This is a genomic window from Corynebacterium jeikeium, assembly GCF_000738175.1.
Taxonomy (GTDB): Bacteria; Actinomycetota; Actinomycetes; order Mycobacteriales; family Mycobacteriaceae; genus Corynebacterium; species Corynebacterium jeikeium_C.
The window spans coordinates 37,836-56,747 of the sequence record NZ_JFCH01000054.1; the positions used below are offsets into that span (position 1 = coordinate 37,836).

16 protein-coding genes and 1 pseudogene are annotated in these 18,912 nt (G+C 65.3%); 13 read left to right on the forward strand and 4 right to left on the reverse strand.

The features are described 5' to 3' along the window. Positions 1-16: 16 nt before the first annotated feature. Complete coding sequence (locus JQ46_RS08395) at positions 17-1,003, forward strand: IS481 family transposase (RefSeq protein WP_034987223.1); 987 nt, start codon at positions 17-19, stop codon at positions 1,001-1,003. A 39-nt stretch (positions 1,004-1,042) separates the two neighbouring features. Here the strand turns inward: JQ46_RS08395 and metE are convergent, their stop codons facing one another. Beyond that, positions 1,043-3,361, reverse strand: coding sequence for a 5-methyltetrahydropteroyltriglutamate--homocysteine S-methyltransferase (metE, locus tag JQ46_RS08400; protein WP_034987225.1), 2,319 nt, complete (start codon positions 3,359-3,361; stop codon positions 1,043-1,045). Positions 3,362-3,807: 446 nt separating this feature from the next. Here metE and JQ46_RS08405 point away from each other — a divergent pair, with 446 nt between their 5' ends. The 3 genes from JQ46_RS08405 to JQ46_RS08415 all read left to right on the forward strand — a co-directional run bounded on the left by JQ46_RS08405 (position 3,808) and on the right by JQ46_RS08415 (position 6,585). After that, the gene (locus JQ46_RS08405) at positions 3,808-4,614 is read left to right on the forward strand and encodes a glycosyl transferase family 9 (RefSeq protein ID WP_034987228.1); all 807 of its coding nucleotides are present in this window, start codon (positions 3,808-3,810) and stop codon (positions 4,612-4,614) included. Next, positions 4,611-5,291, forward strand: coding sequence for an energy-coupling factor transporter transmembrane component T family protein (locus tag JQ46_RS08410; protein WP_034987231.1), 681 nt, complete (start codon positions 4,611-4,613; stop codon positions 5,289-5,291). Before JQ46_RS08405 ends, JQ46_RS08410 begins: the two co-directional genes overlap by 4 nt. A 79-nt stretch (positions 5,292-5,370) precedes the next feature. After that, the gene (locus tag JQ46_RS08415) at positions 5,371-6,585 is read left to right on the forward strand and encodes an ATP-binding cassette domain-containing protein (protein ID WP_034987233.1); all 1,215 of its coding nucleotides are present in this window, start codon (positions 5,371-5,373) and stop codon (positions 6,583-6,585) included. A gap of 19 nt (positions 6,586-6,604) precedes the next feature. On the opposite strand, the gene JQ46_RS08420 is transcribed toward JQ46_RS08415, so the two are convergent. Continuing rightward, on the reverse strand, positions 6,605-7,039 hold the full coding sequence (locus JQ46_RS08420) for a Rieske (2Fe-2S) protein (protein WP_232501690.1): 435 nt from the start codon (positions 7,037-7,039) through the stop codon (positions 6,605-6,607). A gap of 116 nt (positions 7,040-7,155) precedes the next feature. Between JQ46_RS08420 and purT the strand changes: the two genes are divergently transcribed. Both purT and JQ46_RS08430 read left to right on the forward strand, forming a co-directional pair. Then, complete coding sequence (gene purT / locus JQ46_RS08425; protein WP_034987235.1) at positions 7,156-8,391, forward strand: formate-dependent phosphoribosylglycinamide formyltransferase; 1,236 nt, start codon at positions 7,156-7,158, stop codon at positions 8,389-8,391. 16 nt (positions 8,392-8,407) lie between these two features. Beyond that, on the forward strand, positions 8,408-9,340 hold the full coding sequence (locus JQ46_RS08430) for a rhodanese-related sulfurtransferase (RefSeq protein WP_034987238.1): 933 nt from the start codon (positions 8,408-8,410) through the stop codon (positions 9,338-9,340). 36 nt (positions 9,341-9,376) lie between these two features. Here JQ46_RS08430 and JQ46_RS11130 read toward each other — a convergent pair. Both JQ46_RS11130 and JQ46_RS08440 read right to left on the reverse strand, forming a co-directional pair. Next, positions 9,377-9,948 (reverse strand): annotated as a pseudogene (locus JQ46_RS11130) (GNAT family N-acetyltransferase). Positions 9,949-9,992: 44 nt separating this feature from the next. Next, positions 9,993-11,414, reverse strand: a complete 1,422-nt coding sequence (locus JQ46_RS08440; protein WP_034987243.1) for an FAD-dependent oxidoreductase — start codon at positions 11,412-11,414, stop codon at positions 9,993-9,995. A gap of 357 nt (positions 11,415-11,771) precedes the next feature. Here JQ46_RS08440 and JQ46_RS08445 point away from each other — a divergent pair, with 357 nt between their 5' ends. From JQ46_RS08445 to JQ46_RS08475, 7 genes are all read left to right on the forward strand, one after another. Then, positions 11,772-13,499: a nitrite/sulfite reductase gene (locus tag JQ46_RS08445; RefSeq protein WP_034987245.1), complete on the forward strand. Its 1,728-nt coding sequence runs from the start codon at positions 11,772-11,774 to the stop codon at positions 13,497-13,499. A gap of 3 nt (positions 13,500-13,502) precedes the next feature. Beyond that, positions 13,503-13,712 (forward strand): hypothetical protein, encoded by a 210-nt coding sequence (locus JQ46_RS08450; RefSeq protein ID WP_005296957.1) that lies wholly within the window; start codon positions 13,503-13,505, stop codon positions 13,710-13,712. 245 nt (positions 13,713-13,957) lie between these two features. Further along, positions 13,958-14,758, forward strand: coding sequence for a phosphoadenylyl-sulfate reductase (locus JQ46_RS08455; protein WP_034987248.1), 801 nt, complete (start codon positions 13,958-13,960; stop codon positions 14,756-14,758). After that, complete coding sequence (gene cysD / locus JQ46_RS08460; RefSeq protein WP_034987250.1) at positions 14,755-15,669, forward strand: sulfate adenylyltransferase subunit CysD; 915 nt, start codon at positions 14,755-14,757, stop codon at positions 15,667-15,669. Before JQ46_RS08455 ends, cysD begins: the two co-directional genes overlap by 4 nt. Continuing rightward, on the forward strand, positions 15,669-16,928 hold the full coding sequence (locus tag JQ46_RS08465; RefSeq protein WP_034987253.1) for a sulfate adenylyltransferase subunit 1: 1,260 nt from the start codon (positions 15,669-15,671) through the stop codon (positions 16,926-16,928). The genes cysD and JQ46_RS08465 overlap by 1 nt, the downstream gene beginning before the upstream one ends. A gap of 1 nt (position 16,929) precedes the next feature. Next, on the forward strand, positions 16,930-17,751 hold the full coding sequence (locus JQ46_RS08470) for a sirohydrochlorin chelatase (protein WP_034987255.1): 822 nt from the start codon (positions 16,930-16,932) through the stop codon (positions 17,749-17,751). Positions 17,752-17,821: 70 nt separating this feature from the next. Further along, positions 17,822-18,835: a sulfite exporter TauE/SafE family protein gene (locus tag JQ46_RS08475; protein WP_034987257.1), complete on the forward strand. Its 1,014-nt coding sequence runs from the start codon at positions 17,822-17,824 to the stop codon at positions 18,833-18,835. Positions 18,836-18,912: the final 77 nt, after the last annotated feature.

Consider the following 18,912-nt stretch of genomic DNA (forward strand, 5'->3'; position numbering starts at 1 on the left):
GTCAAGGAGCTCAGACATGTCCCACCCGAATGCTGCCCTCACCCCGCGCCACCGACTGAAAGTCGCGCGCCTTGTCGTTGACGACGGCTGGCCAATCAGCGAAGTCGCCGCCCGTTTCCAGGTCTCCTGGCCCACCGTGAAGCGCTGGGTCGAGCGCCACCTCGCCGGCGAGCCAATGCATGACCGCTCGTCCCGACCGAAGGCCTCCCCGAACAGGACGCCCAAGGCCGTATCGATGCGCTGCGTCAGCTTGCGGTTGCGATTGAGGGAGGGCCCAGTTCAGCTCGCCACACGACTCGGCATCGCCGCTTCGACAGCCCACCGTATCCTGACCGCAGCGCGGCTGAACCGGCTGTCCTATCTCGACCGTGCCACAGGGGATCCCGTCCGCGCTTACGAGCACCCTTACCCCGGCTCGCTGGTGCACGTGGACGTGAAGAAACTAGGGAACATACCTGACGGCGGCGGATGGCGCTACGTCGGCCGCCGTCAAGGCGAGAAGAACCGCTCGGTCACTCCCGAAAAACTGAAGGGCACGTCGGGCAATCCGAAGCTCGGATACGCCTTCATGCATACGATCATCGACGACCACTCACGCGTTGCATACACCGAGGTACACGACGATGAGACAGCCGTCACCGCCGTCGCGGTTCTGCACCGTGCAGTGGAGTGGTTCGCCGAACGCGGCGTCACGATCGAGCGAATTCTGTCGGACAACGGAGGCGCGTATCGGTCCTTCCTGTGGCGCGAGGCCTGCGAGGCCCTGTCCATCACGCCGAAGCGCACCCGCCCGTACCGACCGCAGACGAATGGCAAGGTGGAGCGCTTTCATCGAACAATGGCCGACGGCTGGGCTTACGCCCGCTGCTACCAGTCAGAACAAGAGCGCCGGGACGCACTCGAAACGTGGCTGCACCACTACAACCAGCACCGGCCTCACACGGCCTGCGGCAACCAGCCGCCCTTCTCGCGATTGACCAACGTCTCCGGTCAGTACAGCTAGCCAACCAGCGGTCAATCGCCCTGCGGGCGCTAGAGGAAACTAGACGCGCTCGCGGGCCTTCTTAGCGGCAGACACCAGAACCTCCAGGGAGGCAGTGGTCTCTTCCCAGCCACGGGTCTTCAGGCCACAGTCCGGGTTAACCCACAGTAGGGAGGGGTCCACGGAATCCAGGGCAGCGGACAGCAGGTCATCGACCTCCTGCTGCTTCGGCACGCGCGGGGAGTGGATGTCCCACACGCCCGGGCCAACGCCCAGCTCGTAGCCCTCGTCCTTCAGCGCAGCCAGAACCTGCATGCCGTTGCGGGCGGCCTCGATGGAGGTCACGTCGGCGTCCAGGTTGGAGACCGTGTCGATCAGCTCGTTGAACTCGGAGTAGCACATGTGCGTGTGGATCTGCACCTTGTTCTCCGCACCGGAGGTAGCCAGGCGGAAGGAGCCAACGGCCCATTTCAGGTAGTCCGGCTGCTGCTCCTTGCGCAGTGGCAGCAGCTCGCGGATAGCGGGCTCGTCCACCTGCACCACGCGAGCGCCAGCGGCGATCAAGTCGTCGATCTCGTCGCGCAGAGCCAGAGCAACCTGGTCGGCGGTCTCGCCCAGCGGCTGATCGTCACGCACGAAGGACCATGCCAGCATGGTCACCGGACCGGTCAGCATGCCCTTGACCGGCTTGTCGGTCAGGTCAGCGGCAACCTTGTACCAGTCGACGGTCATGGCGTGCGGGCGGGAAACGTCACCGAAGATGATCGGCGGGCGCACGCAGCGGGAGCCGTAGGACTGCACCCAAGCGTGCTCGGTGGATAGGTAGCCGTCCAGCTGCTCGGAGAAGTACTGCACCATGTCGTTACGCTCCGGCTCGCCGTGCACCAGCACGTCCAGGCCCAGCTCTTCCTGGCGCTTGATAACGTCCGCGACCTCGTCCTTCATCGCCTGGGTGTAGGCTGCGTCGTCGATCTCGCCCTTGCGGTGCTTCGCACGCGCCTGGCGGATCTCCGTGGTCTGCGGGAAGGAGCCGATGGTGGTGGTCGGCAGCGGCGGCAGGTTCAGCTCTGCCTTCTGTGCCTCGCGGCGGGCCTCGATGGAGTCGCGGCGACGGTCGGCGTCGGTCACGGCATCCTGGCGCTCGCGCACGGCGGCGTTGTGGGTCAGGGTGGAGTTCTTGCGGTCCTCGATGGCCTCGCGGGTCTCGGCGAACAGCTGCTCGTCGGCCTCGGTCTGCTCGCCGCGCAGGGCGCGGGACAGGGCAGCGACCTCGCGGATCTTCTCGGAACCGAAGGCCAGCCACTTCTGCACCTCGGCGTTCAGGTTCTGCTCGCGCTGCAGGGAGTAAGGCACGTGCAGCAGGGAGCAGCTCGTAGAGACGGCAACCGGGCCGCGCTCCTTCAGGCCCTGCAGGGTCTTCAACGCTGCGTCCAGGTCGGTGCGCCAGACATTGTGGCCATCCACAACACCAGCAGCCAGCAGCTCCTTGCCGTTCCAGGCGGGCAGCTCGGCAGCGGCAGCGCCACCGGTGACCAGGTCTACGCCGAAGGCAGCCACGCCGGAGCCGCCCAGCAGCTCGATGGCTGCGTTGCCGTCGCCGAAGTAGGTCTGGATGAGGAGGTTGACGCCCTCATCGCCAGCACCCGCAGCCTCAACCAGCTTCTCGTAGCCAGCGCGGGTGCGCTTCAATAGATCCTCGTTGGCGGCCGCATCAGCGTAAGCGAAGTCGGTGACCAGGATCGGCTCGTCGAACTGCACCCACTTCACGCCGCGATCTGCGATGCGCTTGAGCAGGCGGGAGTAGGCGTCAAAAATTTCCTCGAGGTGAGCGAAGGCATCAGAACCATCGACGGTACGAGACAGCGCCAGGTACGTCAGCGGGCCAACCAGCACCGGACGAACGGCCTCGCCTGCGCGGGTGACCTGGTCGCGGATGTCCTCGAGGAACGCGGAATCGTCCAGCTCCACGCGGGAGTCCTTGGCCAGCTCCGGGACGATGTAGTGGTAGTTCGTGTCGAACCACTTCGTCATTGCGGAGGCCGGCAGCTCCTTGGTGCCGCGGGCGGCGGCGAAGTAGCGGTCGATGAAGCGCGGCAGTCCGTCGTTGTCGTGGTCCGCGATGTCGGCGACGCGCTCGGGCAACAGGCCCAGCAGGGCGGTGGTGTCCAGCACTGCGTCGTAGAAGGAGCGGCCAGAGAAGGCTGCGGAATCCAGGCCAGCGGCCAGCAGCTCGTCGGTGTAGTCGTTGACTAGGCGAGTTGCGGTGGTAGCCAGGTTGCGGCCGGTGGAGTTATCGCGCCAGTAGCCCTCGAGAGCCTTCTTTAGCTCGCGGTCGGGTCCGATGCGCGGCACCCCGGCGACGGTTGCGTTGAAAGTCATTGTCTTTCCTGTCTTCCTTTTCCTATTGGCCCCGCCGGGCGGGGCTGTGTCTAGCTGTAAAGCTGTATGGAATTCTTGCCAGTGCGGTTCCCGCGCGGATGCGCCTTTCCCGGGGCTCCAGAAGGCGCACCCGAGTGGCGGGGCATTGCCTTCGCCGGTGCGCGGGTCGCTTGCTCAACCATTTAAGAATAGACAGCTTAGTCTGTCAACTAGATCACTTAATTTGGGGTTCCATAACCCCCGCCCCCGCGCCTCAAAACCGCTGAATCGCCCCGCCGAAAGCCCTGCGATTTGTGCATCGGGTCCGCAGGCTGTAAGCATTTAAACAACATCAAAACCACTGGCCACGCCGGGTGATGGGCGGGTGGAACGTCGAGGTGACATAGACGTTGCGCCCCGCCCGCGCCGGCCGGTACGAAAGCTAGCGAAAATTGAGGTTTCACCCCATGCGCCCCCTGTCACAAAAAGCCACTTATGTACTGCTCGGTCTAGCCGCGATTATCATCGTCACCACCTGGCTGACCCTCGTCATCTGGCAGCCCAGCGACTCCAACTACGAGTCCCTCGCAGACTCCAAGAGTTCCACCATCGCCCTGGTCGGGTTTGTCGTCCCCGCCATCCTCGCGCTGATTGCCGTGGTCCCGCGTCTGCCCGTGCGCACCCTTGCCCTGCTGCCGGTCGCCCTGGCCATCAACGTGATCCTCGGCCACATCATCGGCAACATGGGCCTGCCCCTGCCGCTGTACCTGGATTCCATCGGCACCGTGCTGGTCGGCGCCCTGGCCGGCCCGTGGGCGGGTCTGGTCACCGGCGTGCTGTCCGCCCTGGTGTGGGGCACGTTCAACCCGACTGTCGTGGGCTTCGCTGCGGCCTATGCCTTCGTCGGCGTCTGCGCCGGGTTGCTGGGCAAGTGGTGGACGGGTGCGTATTGGAGAATCGGCTTGTCCGCGTTGCTCATTGGCTTCCTGACGGCCCTGCTCTCCGCGCCAATCGCCTCCTTCATTTTCGGCGGCACAGCGGGTACGGGCACGGGTCTGTTGGTTACTGCTTACCGGACATTGGGTTTCGAGCCGATGACGGCCGTCTTCCTGCAGTCCTGGACGTCCGACCCTCTCGATAAGCTGATTGTGTTCACCATCATCTACCTGGTCATCCGCGCCCTCCCGCAGCGCACGCGCCGCACCTTCGCGCCGGTGGGCAAGGATGGCAGCGCTACTGCCGACAACACCGCTGCAGCAGACAAAGCCGCATGAGCCCACTGACCTACCTCACCCTCGCTGCCAGCGGGGTGATCTTCGTCCTCGTCGCCGATAGCCTCGCCGTGAGTGCTGTCGCGTGGGGTCTGTGCGCCCTCGTGGCTCTTTTCTTCTCGACGCCCCGTCGTCCCTTCCTGGCAGCCAACCTCTTAGGCCTACCGGCCTTCATCGGATTTGGTCTGATGTACGCCCCCTTCGGCCAGGAGCCCGGCTGGTGGATCATCACCCGCGACGGCCTGCAGATCGCCCTTTCCCTGGGCAGCCGCTTCCTGGCCGCCACCACCATCGGCCTGACCATCGGCAGCTTCGTAAACCTCGACCAGCTGATGCGCACCGTCCAGCCCCGCCTGCCCGCCAAGCTGGTGTACGTCGTCGGCGCGACCGCTCGGCTGCTGCCGCTGGCCCGCGCCCGCTGGCTGACTATCCAGCAGGTTCGCGCCTCCCGCGGCGTGGACGTTTCCACCTTGGGTGCGAAGTGCCGCATGATCCTGCCGCTGATCGTCGGCATGGTGGACGATGCTGCCACCCGCGCCCGCCCGCTGCAGCGCACCGGCATCGGCGAGCCCGGCCCGCGTACCGTACTGCGCCCCGTCCCGGATACTGCTTTGGACTGGGCGGTCCGCCTGCTGGCCATTGCCGCCCTGGTGGTGGGATGCTGGTGGGCAGTGCACTAGCTGGACTGTGGGCACCAGCCAACACACGCATTAGCGAGCACAAGCACGAGCGAACGACCAGAAAGATCCCGCGCGAACAATGCCTTTGAGTACCTTCATCTGGGGAGATAGTGGCGTCGGACTATCCGAACACGCCTGGGCGCACGCAGAAAAGACCGGCGCGGCGTGGGTTGGCAACGAGGCCAGCGCGCACATCTCCCTGCTGCGCAACACGGTCGCCGAAGAGCTCGCGTTCCCCATGGAGCAGCGCGGGGTGCCGCGCGCCGAGATGCAGCAGCGCGTGGAGGCCGCCCTGCGTCTGTGGGGGTTGGAGGGGCAGGCCGAGCAGAATCCCGCCACCCTGTCCACCGGCCAGACCCGCCGCGTGGCCATCGCCGCCGCGCTGCTGGCCCGCCCCGAAGCGCTGGTGCTCGACTGCCCCCTCGATGGCCTGGACGCCGCCGCCGTCGACACCCTGCGCCGCACCATCGCGGACTTTCCGGGGACCGTCACCGTTTACGATCGTGCGGGTTCACCCTTAAGTGATGACGCCCCCACGCACCAGCGCCTGCTAGCCGACGGCACCCTGACCGATTCCCCCGCGCCGAAGCCTGCAGCTGGGGCGGACACCCCGGAGACCTTCGCGCAGGGGAGCACGGGGACGGCCTTGTTGGCGCGGGATGTAGTTTTCCGCCGGGGTGGCGTCGGCCCCATAAACCTGGAGATCCCCGCAGGCCGGGTGGTGCACCTGGCCGGGCCGAACGGGTGCGGCAAGACGACCCTATTCTTGGGAGCGCTGGGGCTACTGAAGTACCGGGGGACGCTGCGCGCGGAGGGGCTGAAGGGCTGGGCGCCCACACAAATGGATCAGGCGGTGACCTGCCGGACCGTGGCAGAGGAACTGGCCGTGGGGGCGGGAGAGGAGCTGGCCGCAGCGGCAATAGACTTCGCCAGGTTGGGCAACTGGGCGGGCACGCATCCGCTGGACGTGCCGGCGGCGAAGCGGCGGATCGTGCTGGTCGCGGCGGCGATGGTGCGTGGCGCGGATCTGGTGATGCTGGACGAGCCGACCGTGGGTCTGGACGTGCTGGGCTATCGCGAGTTGGTGGAGCTGATGCACCGTTACGCGGACGGCGAGTATGCGCGGATGATCGGGCGGGGTGGCTCCGGCGCGCCAGGCGAGCCTGGTGGCGCGGGCGCGCCGGGCAGGCAGGGCGCGCGGCACACGCAGAACGCGCCGACGGTGCTGTGGACCTGCCACGACGCGCGCTTTGCTGCGCAGGTCAGTGACCTGCGGATTGATATGGCGGGTTAGTCCCGCCGGGCGCGGCTAACTAGTCCGTGATCTCAATCGAGTCGCCGTTGCGCTCGACCTTCTTCGCCGGGACCATCGGGTCGCGAGAGGGGCCTTCCAGCACATCGCCGGTGGCGACGTCGAACTTGGACATGTGCTTCGGGCAGACCGCCACCGTGGTGTCCCCGGACCTTTCAATGGAATCGATGGTGCCGCCGGCGTGCGGGCAAGAGGTGGAAAACGCCTTGTACTCGTCCTCGCTAGGGCGGGAGAGCACCCAGCCGTCCAGAATCGTCGCGCCACCGACCTCCAGGTCTGCGGCATCGGCCTTCGCCACAACTTCCTCGCTGGCACAGGCAGCCAGCAGAGCACCGGAGGCGGTAGCTGCGGTGGCTACGGCGACCCCGCGCAGAAACGAGCGGCGGGAACAGGGCAGGGAGCTGTGACGCTGGGGATTCGGCTGCATTTCACTCATAAAGCCGATCATTCCATCAGGCCGCACGGGCTACAAGCTCGCGCGCGGCGGGGCTGGCACGCAAGTGCGGCGGGGCTTGCAGCGTGAGTATGTGGGCATAAGTAAGGTGAAAGACTATGTACACTCCCGAGGCAATTGGCACTCCACTGACTCCCTCCTCCCTCAAGGTCCTCCTGCTCGGCGCCAGCGAGCTAGGGCGGGAGCTTGCCGTCGCCCTGCAACGCCTGGGCGTAGAGGTGCACGCCGCGGACCGCTACGCCGGCGCGCCCGCGCACCTCGTGGCCAACAAGACCCACGTGCTGGACATCCACGACGAGGATGCCATCCGCCAGCTGATCCGCGAGGTCGGCCCGCACTTCGTCATCCCGGATTCGGAGACCATCCCCGCCGACGTGCTGCAGGAGATCGAGACCAACGAGGTCGCCTCCGTCGTGCCGACCGCCCTGGCCAATCGCCTGACTATGAACCGCGAAGGCATCCGCACCTTTGCCCACGACAAGCTGGGCCTGCCGAACAGCACCTTCCGCTTCGCCTCCACCGCCGACGAACTCGCCCGCGCCGCCGAGGAAATCGGCTACCCGTGCGTGGTCAAGCCCGTCATGAGCAGCTCCGGCGCAGGCCAAAGCTACGTTGGGGGAGTGGACGAGCTAGAGGCCGCTTGGAACGCGGCGCTGAAGCACTCCCGCACCAACGCCCAGCGGGTAATGGTCGAGCAGTACATCCCCTTCGACTACGAAGTCACCATCCTGGCCGTACGCTCCATCGACCCCACTACCGGCCGGGAGGCCACCTGGTTCTGCGAGCCCATCGGCCACCGCCAGGACCGCGGCGACTACGTGGAATCCTGGCAGCCCGCGCACATGTCCGAGGATGCGCTGGACACCGCCCGCAGCATCGCCGCCCGCATCGCTACCGCCCTGGGAGGTCGCGGAGTGTACGGCGTGGAACTGTTCGTCAAGGGTGACGACGTCTACTTCTCCGAGGTCAGCCCCCGCCCGCACGATACCGGCATGGTCACCCTCGGCACCCAGCGGTTCTCTGAATTCGACCTGCACGCACGCGCCATCCTTGGGCTGCCGATCGATACCACGCTGATCTCTCCGGGAGCCTCCGCCGTTATCCGCTGCGAGGATAAACACGATAGCGATATTGAATACGTGGGCGTCAATAAGGCAATGGCAGTAGAAGAAACTAACATCTACCTATTCGGCAAGCCCCGAGCACTTGCGCGCCGACGAATGGGAGTGGCAGTAGCCACCGCCGAGAACATCGACCAGGCCCGGCAGCGTGCCGAAGAGGCCGCCGGGTACATCGAGGTGCGGCCGACTGTTTTCGCAGAAGGCGGGCAGTAGACCTAAAATCCGAGGTATGGGACATAGCGCAACCGACCTCAACGAAACTCGAATCCTGCTGTACTACTGCTTCACCCCGATCGACGACCCGACCGCGATGATGCTGTGGCAGCGCGCGCTATGCGAACAGCTGGAGCTTAAAGGCCGCATCCTCATCAGCAAGCACGGCATCAACGGCACCGTCGGCGGCTCGCTGGCCAGCTGCAAGCAGTACGTGCGCCGCACCCGCGAATTCCCGGGCTTCAAGAAGATGGAATTCAAGTGGTCCGCGGGCTCGGCCGACGACTTCCCGCGCCTGTCCGTGAAGGTGCGCGACGAAATCGTGGCTTTCGGCGCTCCGGACGAGCTGAAGGTAGACGAAAACGGTGTGATTGGCGGCGGCGTGCACCTGAAGCCGGAGGAAGTGAACAAGCTGGTGGAGGAGCGTGGCGACGAGGTCGTCTTCTTCGACGGGCGCAACGCCATGGAGGCGGAGATCGGCAAGTTCAAAAACGCCATCGTGCCGGATGTGCGCACCACCCACGACTTCATCAGCGAGATCGAATCCGGAAAGTACGACGACCTCAAGGACAAGCCGGTTGTCACGTACTGCACGGGCGGCATCCGCTGTGAAATCCTGAGCTCGCTGATGAAGAACCGCGGGTTCGAGGAGGTTTACCAGATCGACGGCGGCATCGTCCGCTACGGCGAAAAGTACGGGGACAAGGGGCTTTGGGAGGGTTCCCTGTATGTTTTCGACGGGCGCATGCACATGGAATTTAGTGATGACGCCGCTACGCTGGGCCGCTGCCGAGCATGTGGGCACGCGACCAACGACTTCCACAACTGCGTGAACGAACAGTGCCGCGAGCAGATCCTGCTGTGCGAAGAATGCGCCGCGGACCCGGAGAGCGCGACGTGCGGGCGCAAGGAGTGCGCCGAGGTCGCGGCGGAATTGGTGGCGAAGTAGCGGCGGGGTGCCGGAAAGCAGCGGCGGGGTGCCGGACTAGAGCTCCAGCTCCATGGTGACGTGGGGGTGCCCTCCTCGTCGAAAGGCTCGCTAACCGGCTGGAAGCCGAACTTCGCGTAGAAGTCCTGCGCCTGGGTCTGAGCATTCAGGGAAACGCGGGCGACCTGGGTGGTCGGGTCTAGCGCGGCGGCGCGACCCTTGCAGACCTCCAGGGCCTGCTCCATGATCTGGGTGGCGATGCCACGCCCGCGCACATCCTTAGCCACGCACATCCGGCCGATGTGCTGATCCTCTGGCTTGCCGTACACGCGCGCCGTGCCCACCAGACGCAGGGGAGAGCCCGGATCCGGCTGGCCGAAGGGATACTCCGGGCCGCTGCCTGGGTGAAAGTATGCCAGCACGTGGTGGGTGTTCGGGTGCGGGTCGATGTCATCGATCTCCGCGAAGGGGGTTTGCTGCTCGTGGACGAAGACGTCCACGCGCAGCTTGTACAGCGGGTGCAGCTGCTGGGCGGGCATCGCTAGCAGCGCGCGCCCGGTGAAGTGAGCATCCGGGAACTCGGCGGCGCCAGAGGCTGAGCTGGCGGCAGGGGAGGGGGTGTTGGCCACAGTCTTCGGTGTCCTTGCCTAGTGTCTTTGCAGAGAGTCCGTATTTAGACGTTCTTGCCCTGGGAGTGGTGCAGCATCTCGTCCCACTCGCGCACCTTCTTGCGCTCGCGGCCCTCGGCCTCGCCGAGCTCGCGCTCGTGCTTATCCAGGCTGTACCAGCCCTCCCACGTGGTGTGGGCAATGCCCTTCTCCTCGAGGAAAGCCTCGACGGCCTCCAGGTCCGGCTTCTCCGGGTTAAAACCGATGCCGTTGGCAGCATCCTCCAGCAGGTTGGCGACGGCTTCGTTGGCGTCGCCCTTCGTGTTGCCGATCAGGCCAACCGGACCACGGCGGACCCAGCCGGTGGTGTACACGCCGGGTAGACGCTCGCGCTTCTCGGCCTCCGGGTCGGCGGAACCCGGAACGCCCGCGATGCCATCGGCGGTCGGCCCCTCGGTCAGCACGCGGCCACCGACGTTCGGCAGCACGTTCTGACGCTCATCCCACGGCAGGCCCGGCTGCTCGTCGGACTTGTAGCCCACGGCGCGGTAGACCGCGCCCACCGGCCACTCGGTGAGCTTGCCGGTGCCGGAGACAGAGCCATCGCCGTTGAGCTCGGTTCGTTCGGTGACGAATGCGGTGACGCGGCCTTCGGCGTCTGTCTTAACCTCAACCGGAGACTCGAAGAAGTGGATGTACAGCTTGTGAGGAGCGCCCTTCGGGTCGGCGATGGCGTACTGCTCTAGGCGGGTGCAGACCATGTCCTGAATCTTGGACGCGCGGCGAGCCTGCTCGGAACCCTCGTCGTACTGGATGTCCTCCGGGTCGATAACGATCTCGATCGTGTCGGAATCGTTGAGCTCCTTCAGCTCCAGCGGGGTGAACTTAGCCTGCGCCGGGCCACGGCGGCCGAAGACGTGGATCTCCTTGGCCTGGTTCTCCTTCAGAGAGTCATAAACATTGTCCGGGATCTCAGTGACCTTCAGCTCCTCGCCAGTCTTGGCCAGCACGCGGGCGACGTCCAGGCCGACGTTGCCCACGCCGACCACGGCGACGGAATCTGCGGACAGGTCCCACTTGTCCTCGAAGTACGGGTTGGCATCGTAGAAGCCGACGAACTCGCCGGCGCCGATGGTGTGCTCGCCGCCGGGGATGTTCAGCGGGCGGTCGTCGGTGGCGCCGGTGGCGTAGATGACCGCATCGTAGAACTGCTTGAGTTCGTCAACGGTGACGTCCTTGCCGACGTTGATGTTGCCGAACAGGCGGATCTCGGGCTTGTCCATCACCTTGTGGAGGGACTTGATGATGCCCTTAATGCGCGGGTGGTCGGGGGCAACGCCGTAGCGGATCAGGCCGAAGGGGGCCGGCATGCGCTCGTAAATGTCGACGCTGACGTCGGCCTCAGACTTCGTCAGCGCGTCGGAGGCGTAGATGCCTGCCGGGCCGGAGCCGATGACTGCAATGCGAAGTGGGCGATTCTCGGGCATGTCAGGTGCAAATCCTTCTTGTTCGTTTCGTACTTCGGTTTCGGGTTGTACTTCGGTTATTGGGTAAACCGCGGTGCCGAGCTCGCGCGTTGAATTCGCGCTGCGAGCTCGCGCGGTGCGTTTGTTGCCGCGCCGCGTGAACCGCATGAAGCGTTCGAGCTGCTCATGAATTTACACATTCTAATGTAGCGAAAATCCACGCAGGGTCACTAAACGGGTCACCGCGGGTAACTCCCCGAACTATAGACAACTCTGTCTATAAAAATCAACATTTCGCTTGAATTTGTCGGGGATCCCATCTAGGCTGAACCGGACGATATAGACAGACTGATCAGTCTAGATGGAATTTGAGGCACCATGACCACCGGAACGACCACCGGAACGACGACCGGTACCACCGGACCAAACGCTGAGAATAAGCCGGCGCGCCCGCGTCGCAAGAAGCAGCGCAAGCCCCAAGGGCAGTGGGCTGTGGACGGCCGCGAGCCGCTCAATGACGACGAGCGGGTCAAGCAGGAAGACCCCGGAATCAGCGTGATGCAGCGCATTCGCGACATCTACTCCAAGGAGGGGTTCGACTCGATCCCCGCCGAGGATCTCGCCCCGCGCTTCAAGTGGGTTGGCATGTACACCCAGCGCAAGCAGGGTCTCGACGGTGAGAAGACGTCGACTCTGACCAACGCGGAACTGCAGGACAACTACTTCATGATGCGCATCCGCCTAGACGGTGGCGTGGTTAGCTCCGCTGGCCTGCGTACTATCGGCGAAATCTCGGAGAAGTACGCGCGCAACACCGCCGACTTCACCGACCGCCAGAACGTGCAGCTGCACTGGATTCGCATCGAAGACGTCCCAACCATCTGGGACGAGCTGGCGAAGGTCGGCCTGGATTCCTTCTTCGGCTGCGGCGACGTGCCGCGCGTTATCCTCGGCTCCCCGGTCGCGGGCATCGCCAAGGATGAGATCATCGACGGTCGCCCGGCCATCGAGAAAATCAAGAAGGAACTGCTGCCGGACCCCGAGTTCGGCAACCTGCCGCGCAAGTTTAAGTCCGCGATCTCCGGCCACGCCCGCCAGGACGTCACCCACGAGATCCAGGACCTCGCCTTCATCGGCTCCGAGCACCCGGAACACGGCCCCGGCTTCGACGTCTGGGTCGGCGGTGGCCTGTCCACCAACCCGATGCTCGCCCAGCGCCTGGGTGTGTGGGTGTCGATCGACGAGGTGCCGGAGGTCTGGGCTGGTGTGGTTCGCATCTTCCGCGACTATGGCTACCGCCGCATGCGCAACCGCGCCCGCTTGAAGTTCCTGGTGGCCGACTGGGGCGTAGAGAAGTTCCGCGAGGTTCTGGAAAACGAGTACCTCAAGCGCCCGCTGCTGGACGGTCCGGAGCCGGAGGAGTACCCGGGCTACCGCGACCATGTCGGCCTGCACGAGCAGAAGGATGGGCGCTTCTACCTGGGCGTTAAGCCCACCGTCGGCCACACTGACGGCAAGCAGCTGCAGCAGCTGGCCGATCTGGCGGAAAAGCACGGCACCACCAACATTCGCACCACCCCGGACAAGGAGCTTTTGTTCCTGGATCTGGAGCGCGAGTCCGCGGAGGCCCTCGCCGCGGACCTGGAGGAGCTCGGCCTGTCCGCCAAGCCCTCGGCTTTCCGTCGCGACATTATCTCCTGCACCGGCCTGGAGTTCTGCAAGCTCGCGCACGTCGTCACCAAGCAGCGCGCTATCGCCCTGGTGGACGAGTTGGAGGATCGCCTAGGCGACCTCGATGTGCCGCTGAAGATTAGCCTCAACGGCTGCCCGAACTCCTGTGCTCGCACCCAGGTGGCGGATATCGGCCTGTCCGGCAAGATCCTTACTACCGACGAGGGGGAGCGCGTGGAGGGTTTCCAGGTGCACCTCGGCGGAACCATCGGCCTGGAGCCGCAATTCGGCAAGAAGGTGCGCGGCAACCAGGTCTTCTCCAAGGATCTGGGCGACTACGTGGTGCGCGTGGTGGAGAACTTCAAGTCCCACCGCACCGAGGGCGAGGAATTCCGCGATTGGGTTGTCCGCGCCGACGACGAACTGTTGGTGTAGCCGATGAGTGTTCCAGATAAAGACTCCCTGCCGAGCGTGAACGAGCAGGTCGGCGGCCGTGTGGGGCACCCCAATGCCCGTCGCGCAACGGTGAACAACTGCCCCTACTGCATGTCCCAGAACCTGTTCCCGGACGCGGAGACCGACAACGCCTGGCAGTGCCGCGAGTGTATGCGGGTTTTCTCCGTCAAGTTCCACGGACAGCTGTTGTAGCTGACCTTTTATTGACGCCCCCTCGCCCCCACCCCTTGAGGGGCCATTCGCGGCCTTTGTGCAGGTCGCGGCGGTGGGGCGTCACAAAGAATCCCGAACCCGGTTGTAGGAATGGACAGATTGGTCTATTGTGGTGGAAACCAGAGCAGACCGATCGGTCTGTCTAGGGAATAACCAAGAGTTCCCCCGAGTTCTTAAGAAGCACACTTCGACAAACCAAACATCAACCCCGAGAAGAGGAGCTCATGAGCCTGGTAGATGCGACCGGCCTGCTCGGCGGGAATTCGGATGACTTCCGAGACCCAGCCGAGAGTCCGCAGGGCGCGCCAACCAAGACCACGCCGCTGAGCGACGAGGAGCGAGCAGCCAACGAGCAGCTCGTCGCCGTGTGGAACGACAAGCTAGAGGGCGCCAGCGCCGAAGAGATCATGGAATGGGTAGCCGAGCACGTACCTGGCAAGGTTGCCGTGACCATGTCGATGCAGGACACCGTCCTGGCCGAGCTGGCGGAAGGACGCCTGGCGGAAGACCGCGCAGAGCTGGTCTTCCTGGACACCGGCTACCACTTCGCCGAAACGCTCGAGACCCGTGACAAGGTCCAACAGCGCTACAACCTGCCGCTGGAAAACATCACTCCGGTCCTCAGCCGCGAGGAGCAGGACAAGGTCTACGGCCCGCGCCTGTATTCCCGTGACAACACCGCCTGCTGCCGCATGCGCAAGGTCGAGCCGCTGGCGCGGATGCTGAACCCCTTCAACGCCTGGATCACCGGCGTGCGCCGCGTGGACAACGCCCTGCGCGCCAACACCCCGGTGCTGGACGTGGACCGCACCGGCCGACTGAAGATCAACCCCATCGTCGCCTGGAGCGACGAGGACGTGGAGACGTATATCAACGACCACGACCTGATCATCAACCCCCTGACCAAGCAGGGCTACCCGTCGATCGGCTGCGAAACCTGCACCCTGCCGGTCGCCGAAGGACAGGACCCCCGATCCGGCCGCTGGGCCGGCTCCAACAAGACAGAATGCGGACTTCACACATGAGCAATGAAAACACCACCGCCCTCTCGCCGCACCTGGCGAGTCTCGAGGCGGAAGCAATCGAGATCCTGCGCGAAGTAGCAGGCCAGTTCGACCGCCCCGCGCTGCTGTTTTCCGGCGGCAAGGATTCCGTCGTGGTTCTGGAGCTGGCGAAGCGCGCCTTCCACCCCGCACCAGTTCCTTTCGAGTTGGTGCACGTGGATACCGGCCACAACTTCCCGGAGGTCATCGAGTTCCGCGACAAGATCGCCGCGGACCCGAAGGTGACCCTGTACGTCGCCGCCGTCCAGGACTGGATCGACAGCGGCGCCATCCAGGAGCGCCCGGACGGCACCCGCAACCCGCTGCAGACCGTGCCGCTGGTGGAGACGATCCAGAACCGTGGCTACGACGCGGTGCTGGGCGGCGCCCGCCGCGACGAGGAGAAGGCCCGCGCCAAGGAGCGCGTATTCTCCGTGCGCGATAGCTTCGGCGGCTGGAACCCGCGCCGTCAGCGCCCCGAACTGTGGGGGCTGTACAACGGTCGCCACCAGGTGGGCGAGAACATCCGCGTGTTCCCGATCTCCAACTGGACCGAGGCCGACGTGTGGGACTACATCCGCGACCGCAACGTCGAGGTCCCGGCGATCTACTACTCCCACCAGCGCGAGGTCTTCAACCGCAACGGCATGTGGCTGACTCCGGGCGAGTGGGGTGGCCCGAAGGAGGGCGAGGAGCTGGTCGAGAAGACCGTGCGCTACCGCACCGTCGGCGACATGAGCTGCACCGGCGCCGTCCTTTCCACCGCCACGACCATCGAGGACGTGATCGACGAAATCCGCCAGTCCACCACCACCGAGCGCGGCGCCACCCGTGCCGACGACAAGCTCAGTGAGTCCTCCATGGAGGATCGCAAGAAGGAAGGTTACTTCTGATGTCCACCAACCTGCCGACCCTCCGCCTGTGCACCGCCGGCTCCGTCGACGACGGCAAGTCCACCTTTGTGGGCCGCCTGCTGCACGATACGAAGTCCATCCTGGCCGACCAGTACGAGTCCGTAGAGCGCGTCTCCACCGCCAAGGGCCTGGAGAACCCGGACCTGTCGCTGCTGGTCGATGGCCTGCGCGCCGAGCGCGAGCAAGGCATCACCATCGACGTGGCCTACCGCTACTTCGCCACTGACAAGCGCAGCTTCATCCTGGCCGACACCCCGGGGCACGTGCAGTACACGCGCAATACCGTCACGGGCCTGTCCACCTCGGAGCTCGTCATTGTTCTGGTCGACGCCCGCAACGGCGTGATCGAGCAGACCCGTCGCCACCTGACCGTGGCGGCGATGATGAAGATCTCCCACGTGATCGTGGCCGTCAACAAGATCGACGCGGTCGATTTCAGCGAGCAGGTCTTCAACGACGTGAAATCCGACGTGGACGCGCTGATCTCCGAGCTGGGCCTGGCGCACGTCGACGTGATCCCGACCTCCGCGCTGCTGGGCGACAATGTCGTCGAGCGCAGCCAGAACACCCCCTGGTACACGGGCCCGTCTGTGCTGGAGATCCTGGAGACCACCGAGCCGGCGAAGAACATCGCCGATGTGGAGCGCGGATTGCGTTTCCCGATCCAGATCGTCATCCGCGACCACGCCACCGACTACCGCGGCTACGCAGGCCGCATCACCGCGGGCAAGGTGTCCGTCGGCGATAAGGTGCTGGCCGATGGCCGCGAGGCGATCATCGAGGGGATCGACGGCCCGGCAGGGGAGCAGCAGACTGCCACCCGCGGCGAGTCAGTCTCCCTGCGCCTGGACCGCGACATCGACCTGTCCCGCGGGGACATCATCGCCGCCCCGGACCTGCCGGAGCCGCAGCAGTCCTTCACCGCGACGGTCTTCCACCTGTCCGAGTCCCCGGTGCGCCTGCGCAGCAATGTGCTGGTGCGCTACGGCACCGCGCTGGTGCGCGGCCGCGTGGACGAGGTCATCCGCCGTGTGGACATCTCCGGCCGCAACCGCAGCGAGGAGGAGATCGCTCACGGAAACGCCGATGAGCTGGCCCTCAACGACATCGCGGAGGTGCGCGTGACGGTGGCCGAGCCGCTGCCCGTTGAAACCTACCGCCGTGGCGGCCGCGTTGGTTCGCTGCTGCTGATTAACCCCGGTAGTGGCGACACCCTGACCGCAGGTCTGGTGAACTAGCATGACCCGGCCGGCACCCATCATCTGCTTGGCGCATGGATCCCGCCACCCGCAGGCGGACCAGGCGGTCTTCGAGATCGCCGAGCGCATTTCCGCGAGCACTGGGCTGCCGGCCTTCGCCGCTTTCCTGGATTTCCACCCCGCCACCCTCACGACGGTCGCCCACCGCGTCGTCGCAGCGGGTTACACGGAGGCGGTGGTGGTTCCTTTGCTGTTCACCCAGGCTTTCCACGCTCGCTACGACGTTCCCGCCGCGATTGCAGAGGCCGTTGAGTCTATTGACGCCACCTCGTCCGCCGGCCTGACCCTCCACCTCACCGACGGGTTGGGAACCGGCGCGGATATGGAGGAGCTGGTCGCCGACTTCACGGCCCAGTACCTCGCTGAAGTTCTCGCGATTGCTGGCACTGCGAGCGCTGCGAGCGCTGAGAACGCTGACGCCGCGAACGCCGAGAACGCTGACGCCGCGAACGTCGCAGACAGCAGCATCGACAAGCTCGCGCTGTACTCCGTGGGCTCCAGCCAGCCGGGCGCGAACGAGGCCGTCGCCGAGTTCGCCGGCCGCGTTGGCGCCCGCCTGAACATGCGCAGCACCCGCGCCTTCGTCGCCACCGGTAACAACCCGGGCCGCGACACGGAGGCGCTGCTGGAATTCGCAGACGAACGCACCGTCACCGTCCCGCTGTTCGTCAGCCCCGGACTGCTCTGGGACAAAGCCAAGATCCGAATGCCAAACGGCCAGAAGTGTACGCGCCACCTCGGTGACGCGGTAGCGCCGGTCGTCATCAGCCGCGCCTGTCGCGCCCTGCAACAAGCGCACTAGCCCTTCTAGCCCCTCACAACAAGTTTTCCCTCACGGATAGCCCCACACAGACAGCAAGGACTAACCCCTCATGAAGATCTTGATTTTTGCCCTCGTCGGCGTGGTTGCCCAGTTGGTCGACGGCGCGCTGGGCATGGCATTCGGCATCACCGCAACCACTCTGCTCATTTTCTCCGGCCTGGGCCCCGCCCACGCCTCCGCCGCTATTCACCTCGCGGAGGTCGGCACCACGCTGTTCTCCGGCCTGTCCCACTGGCGGCTGAAGAACGTCCACTGGCCGACCGTCCTGGCTCTCGGTGTGCCGGGCGCAATCGGCGCGTTCACGGGTGCCTATGTGCTCAGTAACCTCTCCACCGAGGCGGCCGAGCCGGTTGTGTCCACCCTGCTGGTGCTTCTCGGCGCCTACGTGCTGGTGCGCAGCGTGGCCGTGCCGTGGAAGAAGAATGAAAACACCCAGCCGGTATCCACCACTCGCCGCTCCCGCTTCGGCCTGGCGGGCCTGGGCCTGGCCGGTGGCTTCCTGGATGCCTCCGGCGGTGGTGGCTGGGGCCCGGTAACCACCTCCACCCTGATGAGCGTGGGCAAAGCCGAGCCACGCCGCATCATCGGCACGGTAAACACCGCCGAGTTCCTGGTTGCCGTTTCCGCCTCCGCTGGCTTCGTTGCCGGCATGGGTTCGGAACTGGCGGAAAACTGGCAACCAGTCGTCGGCCTGCTGGTCGGCGGAGCCATCGCCGCCCCGATCGCCGCATGGATCGTAACCATTATGAAGCCAGAAGTACTTGGCGGCGTGGTCGGAGCCCTGCTGATGCTGCTGAACTCCAGCCGCCTGGTGAACTATTTCGGCTTCCTCGGCGTGGTCGCCGTCATCCTGATCGGCCTGGCGGTGATCGTCGCCCTCGTCGTCGTGCGCAAGCGCTCCCTGTTGGAACGCTCTCTGACCGGCGACGATGCACCGGAGAACTCCCAGCAGGCCACCGCGGCAAGCGACGCGGAGGCCATCGAGGGGCGGGCAAGTGGGCGTCACTACGAAGAAGAAAGAACGAAAGTGCAACAGCGCGAGAAAGAGCGCGCCAGGGGGTAAAGCGAGGGCGCCCCTTCCCCGCGCCTCGCCAGTACGAGGCCGCCAAGGCACAATGGAAGTGAAGCGAAACTCCATCG